This window comes from uncultured Acinetobacter sp., from assembly GCF_947624825.1.
In the GTDB taxonomy this organism is placed as follows: Bacteria; Pseudomonadota; Gammaproteobacteria; order Pseudomonadales; family Moraxellaceae; genus Acinetobacter.
Genome location: NZ_CANQLZ010000029.1, coordinates 1 through 21315 on the forward strand (window position 1 = coordinate 1; position 21315 = coordinate 21315).

Below are 21315 nucleotides of genomic sequence, written 5' to 3' on the forward strand. Positions count from 1 at the left end.
GAGCGGGAAAGGAGACTCGAACTCCCGACCCCAACCTTGGCAAGGTTATGCTCTACCAACTGAGCTATTCCCGCATGGCTACGTATAATACAGAAGGAAAAATTTAGGTCAACTACTTTTTATGATTGATCAGTTTGATTGCATAAAATTAAAGCAATTTGGCCGATTTTTTTAAATTTTTGACTTAAATAGGCTTAAAAAACCCGTCACTATAGCTTTTTAGCGAAGCACGCTATACTTAAATTGAATTTAAATAAAGGTTTACATCATGTTAGAACAGCAATTACGTGAGCGCTTAAACACGCTGCAACCTAGCTATTTACAAGTCGTGAATGAATCCTCAGGACACGGTGGCTATTATCCAGGCAAAGAATCACATTTTAAAGTTGTGATTGTTAGTGATGTATTTGCAAGTTTACGTTTAGTACAGCGTCATCAAAAAATTTATGCAGCAGTGGGAGATTTACTCAGTCCTGGGAATATCCATGCTTTAGCGATTCACGCTTTTGTGGCAGATGAGTGGCAAGGTCAAGATACCTCAAGCCCTGAATGTGCTCATGCACCCAAAACTTAAGGTGATGTATGGATACTCAATTAATCATTAAAATTGTACATATGAGTCTGGCAAGCCTACTGATTTTGGTGGTGTTTGCACGTGCTGCAACTTTATTGGTTGGTGTACAGGGCGAACAGCCTAATCCTGTAGCACGTAAATTGTTGGTCGGCTTACAGCATTTTTCGGTCACTTTTGTTGTGATCACCGGTTTAGTAGCTTTGTATTTAAAGGATTTTGCGGTTGAGCCATGGTTTTATGCCAAAGTAGTGCTGTTTTTTGTCATGCTATCTTCTTTAAGTAAGGCTTTTAAACAAGACAATCAACTGTTATTAACCCAACGCCGCGCCGGCATGATGATTGCGGTATTGGCGCTGTTATCGTTAATTGGTTTGGTTATTATTAAGCCTGTATTTTAAAGGCTTTATGGTTTTGGATATGAACAGCAGATTAAGCAAAAGCTTGGTCAAAAAAATAAACCCAATTGACGGCAATTGGCGAATCATTGTTCAATAGCTTAAACGAGTTTCTATCTTGAGATGGGTATGAAAAAATTAACACTTGGCATGCTAGTGCTGACGACAATCGGGCTTGGTGCATGTTCTTCTGCGGTAAAACCAATTTATGTTTCGCCTACCCAATATCAAGCACTGACCTGCTCGCAATTGCAAAGTGAATATAAGCGCATTGGTGAGTATATTGCCAACGGCGTAGAAACACCTAAACGTACGGGTATGGGCGTGGGTATTGGTTTGGGTGGTGGTTGGGGCAGCCGTGGCGGTTGGGGTTTAGCACCTAATGTATCAGTCAATATGGGGCAATCTAGTAATACCAAACGCACAGAAGAGGCACGTTTATTAGGTCAGCAAGAAGCGATTGCTCAAGCAGCAAAATTTAAACATTGCCCATTGTTGATTCGTCAACCACAAAAATAATGTAGTTTGGCATTCATAAGGACTTGAATGCTCTAGATCATTTTAAGGATAAAGCATGCTAGAGAATTGGTTTTTTCTTGTTGCAGTATTTGCTGTGCTGATGATTCCGGGGCCAACCAATGCGTTATTGGCCAGTTCTGCGCATCAGCAAGGCATTGCCAAAACCAGTTTGTATGTGCCTATTCAGCTGTTAGGTTATGCTTATGCCATTAGCTTGTGGGCTTTATTTATTCATTTAATGCAGCCAATCTGGCCCAAAATTAGTTTGATCGCACATATTGGAAGTAGCCTATATACCCTGATATGGGCATTTTATTTATGGCAAGCCAAACATTTAGAAAAACATAGCCAAACTCACCGTGCGATTAAGTTGTATCAGTTATTTTTTGCCACCTTAAAAAATCCCAAAGCATTACTCTTTGCCGCCGGTATTTTCCCCATGCAAACATGGGAGCATCCGTCTATTGCACTACGTGTATTTGCTTTTTTTAGCATTATTTTAATTCCTACTGCTTTTTTTTGGATGTGTTTTGGACGAGCATTGCTTAATCCTGAAAATAGCCAAAAAAATGCCGATCGTTTATATAAAGGATCGGCGGTATTGCTTGTTGTGTGTGTGTTGCCTGTTTTAATTGGCTTACTTTAAGCTACATTTTTCTTAAAGAATTTTTGGCGGATAACCTCAATAACTCCAGGTAAAATACTTAAAATAATGATGCCAAAAATTAAGTACGTGAAGTTATCTTTGACAATCGGTAAGTTACCAAAGACATAGCCTAAAATCACAAACGAGCTAATCCAAATGGCAGCACCAACCACGTTGTAGGTTAAAAAATACTTATAATTCATGCTACCAGCACCTGCTACAAAGGGTGCAAAGGTACGTGCAAAAGGTACAAAACGCGCAAAAATAATGGTTTTACCACCATGTTTGTCAAAAAATTTCTGCGTAGCAAATAAGTGCTTTTTGTTAATAAAACGTGATTCAATTTCAAAGACACGTGGACCAATATATTTACCAACATGGTAATTTAAAGTATCGCCCAACACGGCTGCCACAAACAGTAATGGAATTAGCACCCAAGGGTCCATAGCACCTGTAGATGCCGCCAAAGCACCTGCTGCAAACAATAAACTGTCGCCCGGTAAAAATGGCATGACCACCAAACCTGTTTCGACAAAAATAATTAAGAATAAAATGCCGTAAATCCATACCCCATAATTGGTGATGAATTCGAGCAAATGATCATCGACATGTAAAATAAAATCGAGCAGTTCCATGGGCAGCAACAAGCGAAAGTTTGGGCAAATGCTAACAGTCTAAAAGCTGAAAGTCAGCAGTTAAAACTAATAATTTTCTTTTACTTTCACTTTTAAATAACACCCTCAATTGATGCCTAAATACCACGAAAAATTACAATGCTAAAAGAAGCAACTTTTAAAATAAAATCACCAAAATACAAACAATAGAGGTAAGCATGAAAAAAATAATGACAGCACTAACAATGGCAATCGCACTTGGTGCTAGCTCAGTGGTATTGGCAAAAGCTGACCAAACTTTGCTCAAAGAAGCGGCTAAAAACTCAGTTACTGTTGCTCAAGCCAAAACCTTACAAGATGAAGTTGGTGTGAGCTTAACTGGCAGTATCGTACGTCATGTGGCAGGCGATGACTTTGAGTTTAAAGATGCCACAGGCAGCATTATATTGGATATAGATGATGACTTATGGCAACCGATGCAGCTAAAAGCAGGTGACCGTATTAAAGTGATGGGAGAAGTGGACACGCACCGCTCTAAACCCACCGATATTGAAGTGATTAAAATTGAGCGGCTGAAATAAGCAGCAAAAAATTCAATTTGCTCTAAAATCTATGCCTAAACTAGATAAAAATGTCTAGTTTAGTTTTTCACCTAATCTGAATAGTGTGTCTAATCGTTGGAAAAATGATAGAATAGCGCGCTTATATTCGTTGCCTGCATAGTTGTTTGCCATGACTACCAATACCCAAATTACTGAAGATCGTATCCTGATTTTGGACTTCGGTTCTCAATATAGTCAGCTTATCGCACGTCGTGTACGTGAAGCTGGCGTTTATTCAGAAATGTATGCGTTTGATATGTCTGAAGAAGACATTCGTGCTTTTAATCCAAACGGTATTATTCTTTCAGGTGGCCCTGAAAGCGTTTACGTTGATGGTAGCCCACGCGCACCGCAAGTTGTGTTTGAGCTTGGTGTTCCTGTTCTTGGTATTTGCTACGGTTTGCAAACCATGTCGCATCAGCTTGGCGGTAAAGTTGAGCCAGGTGATGTGCATGAATTTGGTTATGCAGAAGTTGATATTCAAGTACGTGACCAACTGATTGGTGATCTTGAAGATTCTGCTGACAAGCTCAAAGTATGGATGAGTCATGGCGATAAAGTGACTGCCATTCCGACAGGCTTCCAAGTGACTGCAAGCACGCCAAGCTGCCCATTTGCGATGGTGTCTGATGAAGCGCGTCGTTTCTATGGTATTCAGTTCCACCCAGAAGTAACACACACTGCAAAAGGTGCTGAGTTATTGTCTAACTTCGTTCACAAGATTTGTGGCTGTCGTGCGCTGTGGAACTCAGAAAACATCATCGATTTACGTGTTGAACAATTGCGTAAACAAATTGGTGATCAAAAAGTATTATTAGGTCTTTCAGGTGGTGTAGATTCATCTGTTGTGGCTGCACTTTTACACCGTGCAATTGGCGATCAGTTGACTTGTGTATTCGTAGATAACGGTTTATTACGTTTGAACGAAGGCGAGCAAGTGATGGACATGTTTGCCAAAAACATGGGGATCCGCGTGATCCGTGCTGACGCTGAAGAGCGTTTCTTAACTGCGCTTAAAGGCGAAGTTGATCCTGAGAAAAAACGTAAGATCATTGGTCGTGAGTTCATCGAAGTATTTGCTGAAGAAGCACGTAAGCTTGATGGCGTAAACTTCCTTGCTCAAGGTACGATTTACCCAGACGTGATCGAATCTGCTGCAACTAAAAATGGTAAAGCGCACGTGATTAAATCACACCACAACGTGGGTGGTTTACCAGAAGATTTAGCGTTTGAATTGGTTGAACCAATCCGTGACTTGTTCAAAGATGAAGTGCGCCGTTTAGGTACAACTTTAGGTCTTCCATTTGAAATGCTTTACCGTCACCCATTCCCAGGTCCGGGTCTAGGTGTTCGTATTTTAGGTGAAGTGAAAAAAGAATATGCTGACATTCTTCGTCTAGCAGATGACATTTTCATGCAAGAACTTCGTGCAAGCGGTTGGTATGATAAAACTGCTCAAGCATTCGCTGTATTCCAACCAGTGAAATCGGTTGGTGTAGTAGGTGATGGTCGTCGTTATGCATGGGTCATCGCACTTCGTGCCGTTGAAACTGTAGACTTTATGACTGCACGTTTCGCACACCTTCCATACGATTTAGTCGACAAGATTTCGACTCGTATCATGAACGAAATTGCTGACGTTTCTCGCGTGGTGTATGACGTATCAAGTAAACCACCTGCAACAATTGAATGGGAGTAATTTAGGGCTTTCAAGAAACAGCGTTTCTTGCCTAAATTACGCCAAGAGCTATGCTCGCGGCAGTGAGGGCTTTCAGATGAATATCTTTAATATCCAATAAAAAGAGCGCTTCGGCGCTCTTTTTTGTTACTAAATACAAATAGGCTTGTCCTAACCATAGGATTTAGCGTATCAAATCATATATGGCTTCGCAGCCTTACAGGAATTAGAATCTAACCACAGCAACACCTAGGATGTGTCATGACCAATAACAGCTATACCGAAGTTTCGCATTCTGATGATTGCGCAAAATATGTAAACCAATTTATCCAAACCTTTACTTTACGCCGTGCTGAAATTGGGCAGGGCACTATTATTAAACGCGCTTTACCCAGTCGCGAAAAACGTATGATTGGTGCATGGTGTTTCTTAGACCATGCAGGTCCAGTACACTTCCCACAAGGTGAAGGTTTAGATGTAGGGCCACACCCGCATATTGGTTTACAAACCTTTACTTGGATGATTGATGGCACCATGTTGCATGACGACAGTTTGGGCTCTAAGCAACTGATTCGTCCAAAACAAGTCAATTTGATGACCGCAGGTTATGGTATTTCACATACCGAAGTGGCGCCAGACAATGAAACCCAAATGCACGCAGCCCAATTGTGGATTGCCTTGCCCGATGATAAACGCAATATCGCACCACGTTTTGATCATTACCCTGAATTACCTGTTGTCACAAAAGATGGCATTGAATTTACGGTATTGGTGGGGGATTTTGTAAACACCACATCACCTGTAAAAGTCCACAGCGAATTGTTAGGCGTAGATTTAACAACAAAAGCAGCCACAAGTACCACCTTAAATCTTAATCCACGCTTTGAGTACGGATTTATGGTGTTAGAGGGCGAAGCAAGTATTCATGGGCATGAACTTAATGATGATAACTTCTTATTTGTTGAACCAGGATTAACTGAGCTTAAACTTGATTTAGCTGCCAACAGTCGCGTGTTGTTGTTAGGTGGTGTACCGTTTGAATCGCCGATTTTGTTGTGGTGGAACTTTGTTGGTCGTACCCAAGAAGAACTTGCTGAGGCACGTCAACAATGGGTTGAAGGTCATTCACGTTTTGGCAGCATTCCGGCCTATGAAGGACCACGCCTAGAAGCGCCTGTATTACCTGAACGTATGCGTGCCAGTAAATAATACTGTTAAGGCTATGCGAGATCTCATAGCCTTTGTGTAACTTAGGCAGATTTTCTAAAGCAAAGCTCGTTATAGTTAAATTAAAACCATAACGGGAATGCTTAGATGATCTGCTTACACCATCTAGAAAAATCACGCTCACTACGGATTTTATGGGCTTTAGAAGAATTAAAACTTGATTACGAGGTCAAATTTTATCAACGCCTTAGTCATTTTGCCGCACCTGCCCAACTTAAAAATATCCATCCTTTAGGTAAAGCACCCATACTCACAGATGGTGAATATACAATTGCTGAATCTGCTGCAATTTTAGAATATCTACAACAATATTATGATGTACAAGGTCAATTTAAGCCGCAACAGCCAACACAAGCATTGGCCTATCGCTATTGGATACATTATGCAGAAGGCTCACTTATGCCCTTGCTACTGATGACTTTTGCAATGAATGAAGCACCCAAAAAGCTACCAAAAATTTTACAGCACACTGCAGATAAAATGCTTATAGGGGTCAAGCACAATTTATTTAGCGCACGTTTAAAAGAGCATTTGGAGTATTTAGAAGATTATTTAACCCAACAGGCTTATTTTGCTGGAGAGTTTTCTTTTGCTGATATTCAAATGAGCTTTGGCTTACAAGCCGTAGCAACGCGTTTTGGCGCTCAATATGGCAATATTCAAGCGTATGTACAACGTATTGAAAGCCGAGCTGCCTATCAACGTGCTTATGCCAAAGATTTAGCTTTACAACAAGATAAATAAAAAAAGCGACCTTGAGGTCGCTTGAATTTTAGCGTTTAACGACAATAGAGTCGATGCCGCTATCTTGTAAAGTCTGCTGTGCATGAATTGCAGCATCTTGAGAATCATAAGGTCCTGAAATGACCCGATACCAAGTTTCGCCATTTTCTTGAATTTCTAAAATATCAGCCGATAAACCATTTAAGATAATTTCAGCACGGCGCGTATCAGCCTGATCTGGGTCATTATAGCTACGCACTTGTAAAATATAATTGTTTTTAGCTTCTTCAGCGCTGATTAAACCAGCTTGATTGGCAGTTGCTTCAGATGCAGTTGCTTCAGATGCAGGTGCTTCTGGTGCCTCTACAATCACAACCTTGCTGCTGCTTTGAGTTTCAGGCACAGCTTGATCCGGAATGGGTGTGACTTGTTGCTGCGGCAACAGTTCATAAAAACGATAATCTTTGTTGGTGTCTTCTTGATTATATTCGGTAGTCACTTGAGGTTTGGTCTGTACAGGTGACCACGGTTTCCACAACATCAATGCGACAGCAAAACACAGCAAAATTAAAATGACCACTAACATCCATAACCATGTTGGAATGAGTGGTTTTTTTTGCTTATTTGGTCGTTCAGATACACCGCGTTGCGTTTTTCCAAACACGTAGATTTCCTTTTTAAACAGATCGAGTTGATAACCACTTGTAACGATTCAAGGGCTTAAAGTCAAACCTTAAGCCCTTGATTTCACGATGTCATAACAATCGTTTACATCGTGATGTAAAACTTTAAAATTTGCCTGCACAAAAGGTGTAGGCAAACTCTATTACATGCTTTGTGGTGCAGATACGCCCATTAACTCCAAACCATTACGTAGTATTTGCTGTACATTTACAGACAGCAACAAACGTGCTTGAGTCAGCTCGGCATCATCACCTAAAACTTTGTTTTCGTTATACCAACCGTGGAATAACGCCGCCAATTCTTTTAAGTAGTTACCCACTTGGTGTGGTTCGTAGCTATTTGCCGCACGTACCACAATTTCAGGATACGCTGCCAGTTTGGCTAGAATTTCAGTTTCAGCATCTAATTCAAGTTTAGCTGCTAAATCACGTGCAGTAGTCGCATCAAAGTTTACATTTAATGTGACTGCTTTTTCTAACATACGGCAAATACGCGCATGCGCATATTGGATGTAGTACACCGCATTGTCTTTGCTTTGTGAAACTGCTAAGTCTAAGTCAAAGTCAATGTGTTGTTCAGATTTACGCATCACGTAGTAAAAACGTGCAGCGTCGTTACCGACTTCTTTACGAAGATCACGTAAGGTTACAAACTGACCTGAACGAGATGACATTTGAACCATCTCGCCACCACGCCAAAGGCTGACAAACTGTACTAAAAGCACAGTCAATTTTTTCGAGTCATAACCCATCGCATCAATTGCAGCTTTAACACGTGCAATATAACCATGGTGGTCAGAACCCCAAATATCTACGATGTCTGTATAGCCACGTTGTAATTTATTTAAATGGTAGGCAATGTCAGAGGCAAAGTAAGTGGTTTGACCGTTACGACGTTTCACAACGCGGTCCTTCTCATCACCAAATTCAGTTGATTTAAACCAAATGTTGCCATCTTTTTCGTAAAGGAAACCACGTTGATCAAGTGTTTGTAATGCTTCTTCAATTTTCGTGGTTAAAGATGCTTCGCTAAACCATTGATTAAAAGTAACACCAAATTCGCCTAGGTCATCTTTAATGTCATCAAGAATGGCTTTTAACGCGGCTTGATGGAAAACACGGTAACCTTCGCCAATTAAGTTTTGTGAGTTAAAGATTAAACCATCAATGTGTTTTTCTTTATCACCTGATAGCACCACTTTGTTGCCATCTGCATCTAAAGCTTCAGCATATTGCACATCTTCAGGAACGTCTTTATACACATCTGCTACAGGACGAACATAAGCATCACCATCTTGGTCAATAATGCTTTGTGCGATGTGTTTTACATAGTCGCCTTGATACGCATTTTTAGGGAAAACAAGTTCTTGACCTGTTAACTCTAAATAACGTAGATAAGTTGAAGTGGCTAAAATATCCATTTGACGACCAGCATCATTGACATAATATTCACGGTCAACGCTTGCACCTGTTGCTTCTAACAAGTTAGCCACTGTCATGCCGTATGCTGCACCACGACCATGACCTACGTGTAGGCTCGAGGTTGGGTTAGCAGATACAAACTCAACTTGAATGCGTTTTTGTGCATTCACTTGAGTACGACCGTATTGTGCAGCTTGAGCTTGAATGGCATCAAGCACAGCAAAACGTTGGTCGGCATTTAAGAAGAAGTTAATAAATCCCGGACCTGCGATTTCAGCTTTACTGATATCAGCCACTTCAGGGAGTGCTGCTAAAATCTTTTCCGCTAAATCTCGAGGCTTCATACCCGCAGCTTTCGACGCGATCATGGCGATATTAGACGCAAAATCACCGTGAGTGCGGTCTTTAGTACGCGTTAAGTTACCGTTATTATTAAAGTCGGATGGGAGTACACCTTCAGCTTGAAGGGTTTGCACTGCATGATCGAGCGCTGCTTGGATTGCCGTGTTCATATTCAGTCGAAAATAAATGTCGCAGAAAAACGGCAAATATAGCAAATTTCGCACTGTTTAGGTGAAGGCATTTGTTGTGAATAAATAATGTACGATATTTTTTTTAAAAAAATGCAGTGTTTTTAATTGATGAACCGCAAAACGGACATTTAAAAAATGCGATATATTTCATTTATAAAAAATACAGTATATCTAAAGCTAAAAAACGCATTGGCTCTTGATATGAGTGACTACAGTGCTTTTGAGCCATTTTATAGACAGCTAAAATAATAAACTTGCAGGAAAAGCGCACTTTTATAGCACTATTATCTACAAAAATTAGTTTGAAATGGTTATCAATTTACTAAATATACAATTATTGCAAAATAGGGTTAAGCTCAAACCACAGGATAGTCAAAGTGCAATGGTTGCACGTCCATCATTGTAGTGAAAACAACGAGCTTAGGCATGACCGTAGACGATTTTAATAAACCTTTGTATCTCCCTTATGCAGGCAATAATTTGCTTGAATTACCCTTGCTAAACAAAGGTTCAGCATTTAGTGCTGAAGAGCGTAGTCATTTTAATTTGCATGGCTTAATTCCACATGCAATTGAAACGATCGAAGAGCAAAGCCAACGCTCTTATCAGCAATATTGTGCTTTTCATGACGACATTAACCGTCATATCTATTTACGTAATATTCAAGACACCAACGAAACCTTGTTTTATCACTTAATCGAAAATCATTTAAGTGAAATGATGCCGATTATTTATACCCCAACGGTGGGTGAGGCATGTCAGCGTTTTTCAGATATTTATCGTCGTCATCGTGGTGTCTTTATTTCTCATGCTGACCGTGGTCATATTGACGAGATTTTGCATAACGTCACCAAAAAAAATGTCAAAGTGATTGTGATTACTGATGGTGAGCGTATTTTAGGTTTGGGCGACCAAGGCATTGGCGGCATGGGCATTCCAATTGGAAAATTGTCTTTATATACCGCGTGTGGTGGCATTAGCCCAGCGTATACCTTACCTATTACCCTAGATGTAGGGACCAATAATCCACAGTTACTCAATGACCCTATTTATATGGGCTTGGCACAACCGCGTATTAGTGGTGATGAATACTATGACTTTGTGGATGAAGTGATTGCCGCGATTCAACGTCGTTGGCCGGATGCACTGATTCAGTTTGAAGACTTTGCGCAAAAGAATGCCATGCCATTGTTGAATAAATATCGCGATCAAATTTGCTGTTTTAACGATGATATTCAAGGCACAGCAGCCGTGGTTGTGGGGAGTTTAATTGCGGCAAGTCGTGCCGCAGGTAAGCAACTTAAAGATCAAGTGGTGGCATTTTTAGGTGCAGGCTCAGCAGGTTGTGGTATTGCTGAACAAATTGTGGCGCAAATGGTGGCTGAAGGTTTAAGTGATCTAGAAGCACGCGCTCGTATTTTTATGGTGGATCGTTTTGGTTTAATTACCAATAATCAGCCTAACTTGGTCGATTTTCAGCGTCCTTTAGCCCAAGATGCTGTACAGGTTCAAGATTGGACCAATAGCGCAGACATGATTTCATTACTTGATGTGGTGCAACATGCCAAACCGACAGTACTCATTGGGGTGTCGGGTCAGCCGGGTTTATTTACTGAAGAAATTATTAAGACCATGGCAAGCCACTGTGAGCATCCTATTGTATTGCCACTGTCTAATCCAACCTCACGGGTAGAAGCATCACCAAGTGATGTGATTGCATGGACAGAAGGTCGTGCTTTAATTGCTACCGGAAGTCCATTTGCACCGGTGAATTATCAAGGCAAAATTTACAATATCTCGCAGTGTAACAACTCTTATATTTTCCCCGGTATTGGTTTAGGGGTCATTGCGGTCGGTGCACGCCGTGTTACTCACGCTATGCTCATGGCATCAAGTATTGCTTTGGCAGAGTGTTCACCAAAGCTACAGGACATTAGTGCTGATTTGTTACCAGAACTTGATCAAATTCAGCAGGTTTCTCGTTTCATTGCCTTTAAAGTGGCACAAGCAGCCATGGCAGATGGTGTTGCACCTTTAATGAGTGATGAAGCTTTAACAGCAGCGATTGAAAATAACTTCTGGACGCCACAGTATCGCCCTTATAAGCGTGTGACGTTTTAAATAAAAAAGGCGCTTTAAGCGCCTTTTTTTTTATACGTTTTCGAGTACCTGTTCAAGTAACTCTTGGCTTGGGGCAAAATAATAAGCGCCATCCATAGGGGTCACAAAATGCAGTAAACGGTCATGAATACCATCACCACTAGTACCAAACATTTGCAATAGCATATGGTCAATAATCGTAAGGTCACGGGTATAGGCAATAAAGAATAAACCTTGATCACCACGACCATCACCATATGGCAAAGAGTGACGCAAAATTGCCAGTTCTTCGCCTGTTTCATCTTCTACAATGGCACGTGCGGTATGTGCATTGTTCGGTTTAACGTCATCAGGCAATTCAATACTTTCTAATTTAGTACGACCAATGACTTGTTCTTGAGCATCAACTTTGAGTTTTTTCCATTTATCCAAATTGTGTGCATAACGCTGTGCAAACACAAATGAACCATCAGCAAATACACCGGCATCTTCAGCTAAAAGCGCCGTTTCTGCACGGTCGTCAGGAAATTGTGGGTTTTCAGTACCATCAATAAAGCCGGTTAAGTCACGACCATCAAAATTACGGAAGCAAACGCGCTCATCTAATACTTCAACTTGATCTTGAATGCCCTCAAAAAAGGCTTGGCTTAAGGCAAAGCAAATGTCGGTACGCTGCGCGGCAATATGAATCAACACATCGGCTGGGTGTACGGGCATGTCAAAGGAGCCATGAATGGCTTCAAGTTGTTTAAAGCCTTGAGGACTTTGGCTATAGAGCTGCTGCCAAAGTTCTGGACCAAAAGCCACCGCTGTTTTGATTTGAGCATGCGGATGTTGGGTGATTAAACGGTCGCGCGTACTGAATAAGGCTTCAAGTTGTTGTTTGAGTTGTTCAACTGTTAAGTCTTTTAGGCGTAGCACAATAAAACGTGCATGGTCAGAAGGTAATGGCAAAATGACAGATTGAGCGGTCATTCTTAGCTCCTTAATATATTTTTGCTATTTGGCTGCGGACTATTGTGCCCGAGCCACTCTGTACTGCATAGGGGAGCGTTAAAATTTAAGGCAGCTTTGCCTCTGCTAGATTAGCCTAAACATTCTATAATAGCCTTTGATTGTGTTTTGAGTATGCGTGATGTCTTATCAACTTTGGCTAGGCTTTATGGTGGCATGTTGGATCATTAGTGTGTCGCCGGGTGCAGGTGCAATTGCTTCTATGTCAAGCGGACTCAATTATGGCTTTCGGTTGGGCTATTGGAATGCTTTAGGTTTACAACTAGCCTTGTTGGTGCAAATTGGCATTGTGGCAGCAGGGGCAGGGGTGTTATTTGCCACTAGTCCATGGGCATTTTTAGCCATTAAATGGTTTGGCGTGGGCTATTTATTGTATTTGGCTTATCTACAATGGCGTGCACCGGTGCAAAGTATTCATATTCAGCAAGAACAGCCCACAAAATCTGCGGCTAGATTGGTGTTGAGCGGCTTTTTGGTCAATATGAGTAACCCTAAAGCTATTGTTTTTTTATTGGCGGTACTCCCGCAGTTTTTAGATTTATCTCGTCCACAGTTGCCGCAATATTTAATTATGGCATTGACTATGATTACGATTGATTTGATGGTGATGGCAGGTTACACAGGTTTAGCGGCTAAAGTGCTACGTTTGTTACGTTCACCTCGACAGCAAAAAATTATGAACCGTAGCTTTGCAACCTTATTTGCTGGTGCAGCTTTGTTACTAAGTTTGGTACATCAATAAAAGAACAGCCCGACATCCTGTCGAGCTGTTCTGTATGCGGTATTTTAGGTATAACTCCTGTCGTACCTCACGTTCCTGATGCAAAAACTTATTATTATTGTTTTATGTTTTGGAACTTCCTGTTCCTATGTAATAAGAATAAGCCACTCAATAGGTAACTGATATGCCCCATACGCCACAACTGTTGTAAGTATTGACTTACAACAGTGTAAGTGAGTCGTTAAATGCACTTTTCAGGTGACTTTTTGGTGGGATATAGCAGGGCAGGGGAGTGCTTTTAAGCTGTTTTACGGAGTTTTTGTAGACCAAAGATCACAACAAATAGCAAAGACATGGTCATAACAATACTTAAACCGCTCGAGATATTTAAACCAGCACTTGACCATAAACCCACACTCACGCCAAGTTGTGCCACCACAAATGCCCAGATCAGCATCTGTTTAGGAGAATGTGCCAATAAGCGTGCGGTCAACGCTGGAATCACCAATAAAGCGCCCATGAGTAATGAACCAACAGCTTTAAGTGCCAATACGGTAAACAATGCCAACAGCAACATAAAGACTAAACGTTGCCATTTGGCGTTAATACCTTCACTGATGGCAATGTCAGGGTCAATCGCGACTTGGATTTGTGCATGCCAATATTTATAAAGAATCACTAAGGCAGTGGCAATCACCAAAGCAAACACAGGTAAGTCTGACCATGCAATTTGCAGCAAATCACCAAATAAATAGCTTAATAATTCAGGTCTTAAACTTGGAATATGTTGAATAAACAGCAAACCTGAACAGAGTAAGGTAGCAGAGCACAGTGCCAATAAAGCATCATTAGGTAGGCGTGGGTCGTGCAATACCCAAAGAATGCCCACCAAGAGTAGGGCAATAAAACCGACCCCAAACCAAAGCGGTAAACTTAAAGCACCTGCAATTGCAACACCTAATAAAGTGCCATGTGCCATGGTGTCAGCAAAAAACGACATACGGCGCCACAGCATTAAACAGCCTAATGGTGCGGTTAAAAACACCAATAAGGTTCCCATGATCCATGCCGGCAGCAGCAGCTGTAACCAATCCATCATGTATTAAACTTCCGGTTCTGGGTGAAGATGCGGGCGTGGGTCATGCTGACACGGCGTTGCCGTATCGCCATGCGCACAATGATCGTGATGATGTTGGTAAAACACCCGATTACTACCAAAGATCGCTTGGTATTCTGGGTGCTGCTGTACATTGGCAGGTGAGCCACTGCAACAAATATGCTTATTTAGACACACCACGCGATGGGTGCCTTGCATAACCCATTGTAAATCATGCGACACCATCAACACTGCACAGCCATATTTTGCCGGTAAGCTACTGACATAGGTATAAAGTTCAGCTTCAGATTGAATGTCTAAGCCTTGCATGGGTTCATCAAGCACTAAAATATCGGGCTGACGCAATAAGGCACGGGCAATTAACACACGTTGCCGTTCACCACCTGAGAGTTGCTGAACTTTTAATTGATCCAGTTTGGCAATGCCAGTGTCGCGAATCACTTCGGCTTTAATGCTGGCATCGCATTTTTCAAGTGCCAATAAATCACTCACACGTAGCGGCAAACTATGTGAGGGATTAAATTTTTGTGGCACATAAGAGAACTTTAATTTTTTTTGAGTTAGAACTTGACCGCTTTGCGCTTTGACAATCCCAAGTAAGACTTTAATTAAGGTCGATTTACCTGCGCCATTCGGGCCAATTAAGGTCACGATCTCTTGCTGATGCAAACTAAAATCAACATTTTTTAAAATATCGCGTTGATCAATACGCACGCCAATGTCACGTAACTCAATTAAAGGTGAATTCATAGCGTTTGACACTGTTGGCAAATACCTGAAATTTCAATAATGCTGTGATGTGGAGTAAAGCCATCATCATCGGACAAAGTTTTAAGTTGTTGTAACAAGGTTTGTGCAGAAGCCTCTTTGACGATTTTACATTCGGTGCAAATTAAAAATGCAGCTTGGTGTCCCTCACGTGGGTGGCAACAAGGAATATAAGCATTAATAGAGGTTAAGCGATGAATTAAACCTTTTTCTAATAAAAAGTCTAAAGTCCGATACACGGTAGGCGGCGCTGCAGGGCGATCTGATTGACCTTTAATTTTGGCCAATAAATCATAGGCACCCATAGGGCCTGTAGCATTTAAAATCAGTTCTAAAACTTCTTTACGTAAGGGGGTTAAACGCGCGCCCGTTGTAGCACAGAGACTTTCTGCTTCTGCTAAACGCGCTGCCACATTGTGATGATCGTGGACGCCGTGCAAAACATTATGGTGTTCATGCGAACATAAGCTCATGCGCAAACCTCAGTTCGGAGAGTCAAGAAAAGTGGACATTAAATTTTAGCACGAAGCGCCTAGACTTTCGATTACGCATAGGTATTTTTGTTCTATTGTTATATTATAACAGCAGTTAAAAATCTAGCGATCTCTCCTCATGTCCCGTTTAATTGCATTTCTGTCACTGGCTTTGTTCACAAATTTAGCGTGGTCACAAGGTTTTGTGGTTTCTACACAACCTATTTACTTGATTGCCAAGGAAATCACCAAAGGGGTTGAAACACCGACCTTATTGTTGGCCGATCAAACAGGACATGATGTCAGCTTAACGCCAAAGCACCGTAAGCTTATTCAAGATGCCGGTTTAGTGATGTGGTTGGGTCAAGCACATGAAGCGCCGTTGGAAAAATTACTAGGTCAAGATAAAAAAGCAGTGGCTTTACTCGATTCAGGAATTTTACAAACCTTGCCATTACGCAATACGCGTGGAGCGGCAGTTAAAAACAGTGTTGATACCCATGTGTGGCTTGACCCTAATAATGCTGTACGTATTGGATTTTTTATTGCTGCATTACGTTCGCAGCAAATGCCTGAGAAGCGCGAGTTGTATTGGGACAATGCTAAACAGTTTGCACAAAACATGTTAATCACAGCTCAAAAATATAGCCGTAGTAGTAACAATAAAAGCTATTGGGCATATCACGATGCTTATCAATACTTAGAGCGCCCCTTAAATCTAAAATTTGCTGGTGCTTTAACCGATGATCCGCATGTGGGAGCAACAGCTGCACAAATTAAATATCTCAATGACAACCGTCCATACCGTCAAATGTGTTTATTGGCTGAAGGTCATGCCAGCAAGAGTCAGTACCAAAAGCTGGGTCACATTGTTTTTGCCGAAGTCGATGAAAGCATGGCGCATGAGCAAGATTTTATTCAAGCTTGGCAGCGTTTAGCAGATAAAACCCAAAACTGTTTACTAAGTGCGCGAAATTAACTCAAAAATTAATCATTTTTGTAATATTACAAGCAGGTTACAAAGCGACAAAAAAACGCGACTAAGGTCGTTAAACGATTGCATGTTGAGGGGGCTAACTCTATAATGCCTGCGATAAAAAACGATCATCAGTTAAACTTGTCAAGCATTTATGCTGTGAGTGGATAAATAAATGAGCCGAACTAGTCGCTTGATTGACCGACGATTAGCGAAAGCTTTGGTCTTCCTACAAGCATTAATGATTCCAGTCTCAGGTCTTTTGGCTTGGGCAGTGAAGGATACGACAGCTGCCATCAGCGCTGCACTTGGTGCATTGGTTTGTTGGCTAGCAAGCTGCTACTTTACGTGGCAGTCGTTTCGTGTCGCAGGTGCTAGAGCTTCGCAACAGGTTTATGTGAACATGTTTAGGGGCTTAATGGGTAAGTTTGCGATTGTGATCGTAGGATTCGTTTTGATTTTGAGTAATGTCGAACCGTTGTCAGCGGGGGCATTGTTCTGTGGTTTTATTCTCGTTCAAGCCATGTCGTGGGTCGCACCTTTTTGTGTGTCACGTCTAAAACGATGAGTATCAGCACAAGCAAAAATTGAAAAGTTTTTTGGAGTTGAGCGAGATATCAAGCAGCACGCGATGTTCGCTTATCTCTATATTAGTATTTGACATTGACCAGGTGTGATTTATGGCTGCTGAAGAACATGCCCTTACTTCGACCGAGTATATCAAGCATCACTTGACTAACATGACGTATGGCAAAATGCCAGACGGTTCTTGGAAGTTAGCTGAAACTGCTGAAGAAGCTCAACAGATGGGGTTCACTGCTATTCATTTGGATTCAATGGGTTGGTCAATTGGCCTTGGTATGATTTTCTGTTTTCTGTTCTGGGTTGTGGCGAAAGCTGCAAACGCTGGTATTCCTACCAAGTTCCAGTCTGCAATTGAAATGATTATCGAGTTTGTTGACTCGAATGTTCGCGACACTTTTCATGGCAAATCGCGTTTAATCGCACCGCTTGCATTGACCATTTTCGTGTGGATTTTCCTCATGAACGCAATGGACTTAATCCCAATTGACTTTATCCCGTATACAGCTCAATTGATTGGTGCACACGTATTTGGCATGGACCCGCATCACGTTTACTTTAAGATTGTTCCAACAACAGATATCAACGTGACTTTAGGTATGTCGTTGTCTGTTTTTGCTTTGATCTTCTTCTACGGTATTCGTGCGAAAGGTTTAGGTGGTTTTGCAGGCGAATTTGCATTCAACCCGTTTAGTTCAAATAATATTGTATTTAAAATTTTACTAGTTCCAGTAAATTTAGTTTTAGAGTTAGCGACTTTCCTAGCGCGTCCAGTTTCATTGGCTCTACGACTGTTTGGTAACATGTATGCAGGTGAGTTAATCTTCATCCTGATTGCATTATTACCGTTCTGGATCCAATGGGCATTGTCTGTACCTTGGGCAATTTTCCATATTCTTGTAATTACACTGCAAGCTTTCGTATTTATGATGTTGACCATCGTGTACTTAAGTATGGCAAGTGAAAAACATTAATCGTATTTTTTTATCTAATTGTTCGTTAATGGTTAGATGATTATTAGTTTTGATTTAACCTAACATTTGAGGATTTTTTCATGGAATTAGTACTTGGTTTGTCTGCTATTGCAGTCGCAATCTTAATTTCTTTTGCTGCATTAGGTACTGGTATTGGTTTCGCACTATTAGGTGGTCGTTTCCTAGAAGCTGTTTCTCGCCAGCCTGAACTTGCTCCACAACTTCAAACGCGTATGTTCATTGTAGCGGGTCTTCTTGATGCGATCCCAATGATCAGTGTTGGTATTGGCTTATTTATCCTATTCGCTAATCCATTTGTAGGTTAATCAGCTTAATTCCGAAATTCACTATTTGAGGAATTTGCAATGAATATCAACCTCACATTGTTTGGCCAAGCGATTGCGTTTGCGATGTTTGTCGCATTCTGCATGAAGTTTGTATGGCCACCACTAATCAATGCGATTAGTGAGCGTCAGCGTAAAATTGCTGACGGCTTAAATGCGGCTGAGAAAGCAAAAGCTGACCTTGCGGATGCGCAAGCACAAGTGAAAGCCGAACTCGACGCAGCTAAAGCACAAGCGGCTCAATTGATCGAACAAGCGAACCGTCGCGGTGCGCAATTGGTAGAAGATGCGCGTGCTCAAGCAGCAGCTGAAGGTGAGCGCATTCGTCAACAGGCTAAAGAAGCTGTTGATACTGAAATCAACGCAGCTCGCGAACAATTACGTCAACAAGTGGCTGCTCTTGCAGTAGCTGGTGCTGAGAAAATTCTTAGCCAGCAAGTTGATGCAGAAGCTCACAATGCCATGCTGACTCAGCTGGCTGCTAAACTTTAAGAGAGGCGGATTATGGCTGAACTCTTGACGTTAGCACGCCCTTACGCAAAAGCAGCATTTGCTTACGCTTCTGAGCAAAACGCAGCTGACTCTTGGTCAAATGCGCTTACTTTGCTCAGTGCTGCGGTGCAAGACGAAGCATTTTCAGCTTATCTAAATCGCCCTGAGCTTAATCCTGCTGAGCAGGTGAGTCTTTTTGCTAAAGTTTTAGGTGAAGACCAAACCGCAGCAGTGTCAAACTTTTTGACATTGCTTGCTGAAAATGGTCGTTTGAGTCTTTTACCTGAAATTCAAGCAGAATATGAACAGCTTAAATCACAGAATAACAATGTTGTGGATGTCGTAATTGAATCGGCATTCCCATTAACTTCTGTACAAGAACAATTACTTGCACACGCCTTAGAGAAGAAATTCCAAGCAGCAGTAAATGTTTCTGTAGAAGTTAACCCGGCATTGATTGCGGGTGTGGTTATTCGTGCAGGCGACCAAGTGATAGATGATTCTGCGCTTAATAAGCTTGAAAAAATGCGTACTCGTCTTCTTGCGTAATTGCTCGAAGACTGAACTTTAAAAAGATTGAGGTATAGCGCAATGCAACAACTGAATCCATCCGAGATCAGTGCGCTCATTAAACAGCGTATCGGCGATCTGGACACCAGCGCAACCGCTAAAAACGAAGGTACCATTGTTATGGTATCTGACGGTATTGTGCGCATTCACGGTCTTGCTGACGCAATGTACGGTGAAATGATCGAATTCGACGGCGGCCTTTATGGTATGGCACTGAACCTAGAACAGGATTCAGTGGGCGTCGTTGTTTTAGGTAACTACTTAAGCCTTCAAGAAGGCCAAAAAGCGCGTTGCACAGGTCGTGTATTAGAAGTTCCGGTTGGTCCAGAACTTTTAGGCCGTGTAGTAGATGCTCTTGGTAACCCGATTGATGGTAAAGGCCCGATCGATGCTAAATTAACTGATGCTGTTGAAAAAGTAGCACCAGGCGTAATTTGGCGTCAATCAGTGGATGAACCTGTACAAACTGGTTATAAATCAGTAGATACAATGATTCCAGTCGGCCGTGGTCAGCGTGAGTTGATCATTGGTGACCGTCAAACTGGTAAAACAGCAATGGCGATCGATGCGATTATCGCTCAGAAAAATTCTGGCATTAAATGTGTATACGTAGCAATTGGTCAAAAACAATCGACTATCGCAAACGTAGTACGCAAGCTAGAAGAAACTGGCGCTATGGCGTATACAACTGTTGTAGCAGCAGCGGCAGCGGATCCAGCAGCAATGCTTTTCCTTGCTCCGTACTCTGGCTGTACAATGGGTGAATACTTCCGTGATCGCGGTGAAGATGCGTTAATTATCTATGATGATTTGTCTAAGCAAGCAGTTGCTTACCGTCAAATTTCATTGTTATTACGTCGTCCACCAGGTCGTGAAGCGTATCCAGGTGACGTATTCTATCTTCACTCACGTCTTCTTGAGCGTGCTTCGCGCGTTTCAGCTGACTACGTTGAGAAGTTCACGAATGGTGAAGTTAAGGGCCAAACTGGTTCATTAACTGCTTTACCAATCATTGAAACTCAAGCGGGTGACGTATCTGCATTCGTACCAACGAACGTAATTTCGATCACTGACGGTCAGATCTTCCTTGAAACATCATTATTCAACGCAGGTATCCGTCCTGCTGTGAACGCGGGTATCTCTGTATCTCGTGTTGGTGGTTCAGCGCAGACTAAAGTTATCAAAAAATTGTCTGGTGGTATCCGTACCGCTTTAGCGCAATACCGTGAACTTGCAGCTTTTGCTCAGTTTGCTTCTGATCTTGACGAAGCAACGCGTAAGCAACTTGAACATGGTCAACGTGTTACTGAATTAATGAAGCAAAAACAATATGCTCCATATTCAATCGCTGACCAAGCTGTTTCAATTTATGCATCTAACGAAGGTTACATGACTGACGTTGAAGTGAAGAAAATCGTAGACTTTGATGCTGCATTAATTTCTTACTTCCGTTCTGAACATGCTGCGTTAATGCAAAAAATTGACCAGACTGGTGCTTGGGATAAAGAAATCGAAGCTGAATTCAAAGCTGGTATTGAAAAGTTCAAAGCGACTCAAACTTACTAATT

24 protein-coding genes and 1 tRNA gene are annotated in these 21315 nt (G+C 41.6%); 17 read left to right on the forward strand and 8 right to left on the reverse strand.

Features of this window, described 5'->3' with window-relative positions:
* Position 1: 1 nt before the first annotated feature.
* Positions 2-74, reverse strand: a tRNA-Gly gene (locus Q0017_RS08110).
* Between the two features lie 191 nt (positions 75-265).
* Between Q0017_RS08110 and Q0017_RS08115 the strand changes: the two genes are divergently transcribed.
* The 4 genes from Q0017_RS08115 (at position 266) to Q0017_RS08130 (ending at position 2134) form a co-directional block, all read left to right on the forward strand.
* On the forward strand, positions 266-574 hold the full coding sequence (locus Q0017_RS08115) for a BolA family transcriptional regulator (protein ID WP_297426881.1): 309 nt from the start codon (positions 266-268) through the stop codon (positions 572-574).
* 8 nt (positions 575-582) lie between these two features.
* Positions 583-972: a SirB2 family protein gene (locus tag Q0017_RS08120; protein WP_298145148.1), complete on the forward strand. Its 390-nt coding sequence runs from the start codon at positions 583-585 to the stop codon at positions 970-972.
* A 126-nt stretch (positions 973-1098) separates the two neighbouring features.
* On the forward strand, positions 1099-1488 hold the full coding sequence (locus Q0017_RS08125; protein ID WP_298145151.1) for a hypothetical protein: 390 nt from the start codon (positions 1099-1101) through the stop codon (positions 1486-1488).
* A gap of 55 nt (positions 1489-1543) precedes the next feature.
* On the forward strand, positions 1544-2134 hold the full coding sequence (locus tag Q0017_RS08130) for a threonine transporter RhtB (RefSeq protein WP_298145155.1): 591 nt from the start codon (positions 1544-1546) through the stop codon (positions 2132-2134).
* Here the strand turns inward: Q0017_RS08130 and Q0017_RS08135 are convergent.
* Complete coding sequence (locus Q0017_RS08135; RefSeq protein ID WP_298145158.1) at positions 2131-2769, reverse strand: DedA family protein; 639 nt, start codon at positions 2767-2769, stop codon at positions 2131-2133. The genes Q0017_RS08130 and Q0017_RS08135 overlap by 4 nt on opposite strands.
* Positions 2770-2966: 197 nt before the next feature.
* Between Q0017_RS08135 and Q0017_RS08140 the strand changes: the two genes are divergently transcribed.
* From Q0017_RS08140 to Q0017_RS08155, 4 genes are all read left to right on the forward strand, one after another.
* On the forward strand, positions 2967-3329 hold the full coding sequence (locus tag Q0017_RS08140) for a NirD/YgiW/YdeI family stress tolerance protein (protein ID WP_298145160.1): 363 nt from the start codon (positions 2967-2969) through the stop codon (positions 3327-3329).
* 151 nt (positions 3330-3480) lie between these two features.
* Positions 3481-5049, forward strand: a complete 1569-nt coding sequence (gene guaA / locus Q0017_RS08145) for a glutamine-hydrolyzing GMP synthase (RefSeq protein WP_298145163.1) — start codon at positions 3481-3483, stop codon at positions 5047-5049.
* 240 nt (positions 5050-5289) lie between these two features.
* Complete coding sequence (locus tag Q0017_RS08150; RefSeq protein WP_298145166.1) at positions 5290-6237, forward strand: pirin family protein; 948 nt, start codon at positions 5290-5292, stop codon at positions 6235-6237.
* Positions 6238-6342: 105 nt separating this feature from the next.
* The gene (locus tag Q0017_RS08155; RefSeq protein WP_298145169.1) at positions 6343-6999 is read left to right on the forward strand and encodes a glutathione S-transferase family protein; all 657 of its coding nucleotides are present in this window, start codon (positions 6343-6345) and stop codon (positions 6997-6999) included.
* 28 nt (positions 7000-7027) lie between these two features.
* Here Q0017_RS08155 and Q0017_RS08160 read toward each other — a convergent pair whose 3' ends face one another.
* Both Q0017_RS08160 and argS read right to left on the reverse strand, forming a co-directional pair.
* Entirely contained in the window at positions 7028-7642 is a 615-nt protein-coding gene (locus Q0017_RS08160; RefSeq protein ID WP_298145172.1) for an SPOR domain-containing protein, read from the reverse strand.
* Positions 7643-7804: 162 nt separating this feature from the next.
* Positions 7805-9595 (reverse strand): arginine--tRNA ligase, encoded by a 1791-nt coding sequence (gene argS / locus Q0017_RS08165; RefSeq protein WP_298145175.1) that lies wholly within the window; start codon positions 9593-9595, stop codon positions 7805-7807.
* Positions 9596-10042: 447 nt separating this feature from the next.
* Here argS and Q0017_RS08170 point away from each other — a divergent pair, with 447 nt between their 5' ends.
* Positions 10043-11737: an NAD-dependent malic enzyme gene (locus Q0017_RS08170; RefSeq protein ID WP_298145178.1), complete on the forward strand. Its 1695-nt coding sequence runs from the start codon at positions 10043-10045 to the stop codon at positions 11735-11737.
* Positions 11738-11767: 30 nt separating this feature from the next.
* Here Q0017_RS08170 and Q0017_RS08175 read toward each other — a convergent pair whose 3' ends face one another.
* Positions 11768-12691, reverse strand: coding sequence for a Dyp-type peroxidase (locus Q0017_RS08175; RefSeq protein WP_298145181.1), 924 nt, complete (start codon positions 12689-12691; stop codon positions 11768-11770).
* 160 nt (positions 12692-12851) lie between these two features.
* On the opposite strand from Q0017_RS08175, the gene Q0017_RS08180 reads away from it, so the two are divergent.
* Positions 12852-13472, forward strand: coding sequence for a LysE family transporter (locus Q0017_RS08180; protein ID WP_298145183.1), 621 nt, complete (start codon positions 12852-12854; stop codon positions 13470-13472).
* Positions 13473-13749: 277 nt separating this feature from the next.
* Here Q0017_RS08180 and znuB read toward each other — a convergent pair whose 3' ends face one another.
* The 3 genes from znuB to Q0017_RS08195 are packed head-to-tail and all read right to left on the reverse strand — an operon-like array spanning position 13750 to position 15809.
* A complete protein-coding gene (gene znuB, locus Q0017_RS08185; protein WP_298145185.1) occupies positions 13750-14550 on the reverse strand; it encodes a zinc ABC transporter permease subunit ZnuB in 801 nt (266 codons plus the stop codon).
* Between the two features lie 3 nt (positions 14551-14553).
* Positions 14554-15339: a zinc ABC transporter ATP-binding protein ZnuC gene (gene znuC / locus Q0017_RS08190; RefSeq protein ID WP_298145188.1), complete on the reverse strand. Its 786-nt coding sequence runs from the start codon at positions 15337-15339 to the stop codon at positions 14554-14556.
* Positions 15315-15809 (reverse strand): transcriptional repressor, encoded by a 495-nt coding sequence (locus Q0017_RS08195; RefSeq protein ID WP_298145191.1) that lies wholly within the window; start codon positions 15807-15809, stop codon positions 15315-15317. Before Q0017_RS08195 ends, znuC begins: the two co-directional genes overlap by 25 nt.
* A gap of 139 nt (positions 15810-15948) precedes the next feature.
* Between Q0017_RS08195 and Q0017_RS08200 the strand changes: the two genes are divergently transcribed.
* The 7 genes from Q0017_RS08200 to atpA all read left to right on the forward strand — a co-directional run bounded on the left by Q0017_RS08200 (position 15949) and on the right by atpA (position 21313).
* A complete protein-coding gene (locus tag Q0017_RS08200) occupies positions 15949-16788 on the forward strand; it encodes a zinc ABC transporter substrate-binding protein (protein ID WP_298145194.1) in 840 nt (279 codons plus the stop codon).
* A 172-nt stretch (positions 16789-16960) separates the two neighbouring features.
* Positions 16961-17353 carry an ATP synthase subunit I gene (locus tag Q0017_RS08205; protein ID WP_298145197.1) on the forward strand — a complete coding sequence of 131 codons (393 nt, stop codon included), beginning with the start codon at positions 16961-16963 and terminating at the stop codon, positions 17351-17353.
* 112 nt (positions 17354-17465) lie between these two features.
* Positions 17466-18341, forward strand: a complete 876-nt coding sequence (atpB, locus tag Q0017_RS08210; RefSeq protein ID WP_298145200.1) for a F0F1 ATP synthase subunit A — start codon at positions 17466-17468, stop codon at positions 18339-18341.
* Positions 18342-18421: 80 nt separating this feature from the next.
* On the forward strand, positions 18422-18667 hold the full coding sequence (atpE, locus tag Q0017_RS08215) for a F0F1 ATP synthase subunit C (RefSeq protein WP_104989258.1): 246 nt from the start codon (positions 18422-18424) through the stop codon (positions 18665-18667).
* A gap of 39 nt (positions 18668-18706) precedes the next feature.
* A complete protein-coding gene (locus tag Q0017_RS08220; RefSeq protein WP_297426797.1) occupies positions 18707-19177 on the forward strand; it encodes a F0F1 ATP synthase subunit B in 471 nt (156 codons plus the stop codon).
* Positions 19178-19189: 12 nt separating this feature from the next.
* The gene (locus Q0017_RS08225) at positions 19190-19726 is read left to right on the forward strand and encodes a F0F1 ATP synthase subunit delta (protein WP_298145204.1); all 537 of its coding nucleotides are present in this window, start codon (positions 19190-19192) and stop codon (positions 19724-19726) included.
* A gap of 42 nt (positions 19727-19768) precedes the next feature.
* Positions 19769-21313 carry a F0F1 ATP synthase subunit alpha gene (gene atpA, locus Q0017_RS08230; protein WP_298145207.1) on the forward strand — a complete coding sequence of 515 codons (1545 nt, stop codon included), beginning with the start codon at positions 19769-19771 and terminating at the stop codon, positions 21311-21313.
* Positions 21314-21315 lie beyond the last annotated feature (2 nt).

Bases quoted from the DNA above. Each gene is read 5' to 3' on its own strand.
- Q0017_RS08120 (WP_298145148.1), top strand. From the start codon at position 583: ATGGATACTCAATTAATCATTAAAATTGTACATATGAGTCTGGCAAGC.
- Q0017_RS08125 (WP_298145151.1), top strand. From the start codon at position 1,099: ATGAAAAAATTAACACTTGGCATGCTAGTGCTGACGACAATCGGGCTT.
- Q0017_RS08130 (WP_298145155.1), top strand. From the start codon at position 1,544: ATGCTAGAGAATTGGTTTTTTCTTGTTGCAGTATTTGCTGTGCTGATG.
- Q0017_RS08135 (WP_298145158.1), bottom strand. From the start codon at position 2,769: ATGGAACTGCTCGATTTTATTTTACATGTCGATGATCATTTGCTCGAA.
- Q0017_RS08140 (WP_298145160.1), top strand. From the start codon at position 2,967: ATGAAAAAAATAATGACAGCACTAACAATGGCAATCGCACTTGGTGCT.
- guaA (WP_298145163.1), top strand. From the start codon at position 3,481: ATGACTACCAATACCCAAATTACTGAAGATCGTATCCTGATTTTGGAC.
- Q0017_RS08150 (WP_298145166.1), top strand. From the start codon at position 5,290: ATGACCAATAACAGCTATACCGAAGTTTCGCATTCTGATGATTGCGCA.
- Q0017_RS08155 (WP_298145169.1), top strand. From the start codon at position 6,343: ATGATCTGCTTACACCATCTAGAAAAATCACGCTCACTACGGATTTTA.
- argS (WP_298145175.1), bottom strand. From the start codon at position 9,595: ATGAACACGGCAATCCAAGCAGCGCTCGATCATGCAGTGCAAACCCTT.
- Q0017_RS08170 (WP_298145178.1), top strand. From the start codon at position 10,043: ATGACCGTAGACGATTTTAATAAACCTTTGTATCTCCCTTATGCAGGC.
- Q0017_RS08175 (WP_298145181.1), bottom strand. From the start codon at position 12,691: ATGACCGCTCAATCTGTCATTTTGCCATTACCTTCTGACCATGCACGT.
- Q0017_RS08180 (WP_298145183.1), top strand. From the start codon at position 12,852: ATGTCTTATCAACTTTGGCTAGGCTTTATGGTGGCATGTTGGATCATT.
- znuB (WP_298145185.1), bottom strand. From the start codon at position 14,550: ATGATGGATTGGTTACAGCTGCTGCTGCCGGCATGGATCATGGGAACC.
- Q0017_RS08195 (WP_298145191.1), bottom strand. From the start codon at position 15,809: ATGAGCTTATGTTCGCATGAACACCATAATGTTTTGCACGGCGTCCAC.
- Q0017_RS08200 (WP_298145194.1), top strand. From the start codon at position 15,949: ATGTCCCGTTTAATTGCATTTCTGTCACTGGCTTTGTTCACAAATTTA.
- Q0017_RS08205 (WP_298145197.1), top strand. From the start codon at position 16,961: ATGAGCCGAACTAGTCGCTTGATTGACCGACGATTAGCGAAAGCTTTG.
- atpB (WP_298145200.1), top strand. From the start codon at position 17,466: ATGGCTGCTGAAGAACATGCCCTTACTTCGACCGAGTATATCAAGCAT.
- atpE (WP_104989258.1), top strand. From the start codon at position 18,422: ATGGAATTAGTACTTGGTTTGTCTGCTATTGCAGTCGCAATCTTAATT.
- Q0017_RS08220 (WP_297426797.1), top strand. From the start codon at position 18,707: ATGAATATCAACCTCACATTGTTTGGCCAAGCGATTGCGTTTGCGATG.
- Q0017_RS08225 (WP_298145204.1), top strand. From the start codon at position 19,190: ATGGCTGAACTCTTGACGTTAGCACGCCCTTACGCAAAAGCAGCATTT.
- atpA (WP_298145207.1), top strand. From the start codon at position 19,769: ATGCAACAACTGAATCCATCCGAGATCAGTGCGCTCATTAAACAGCGT.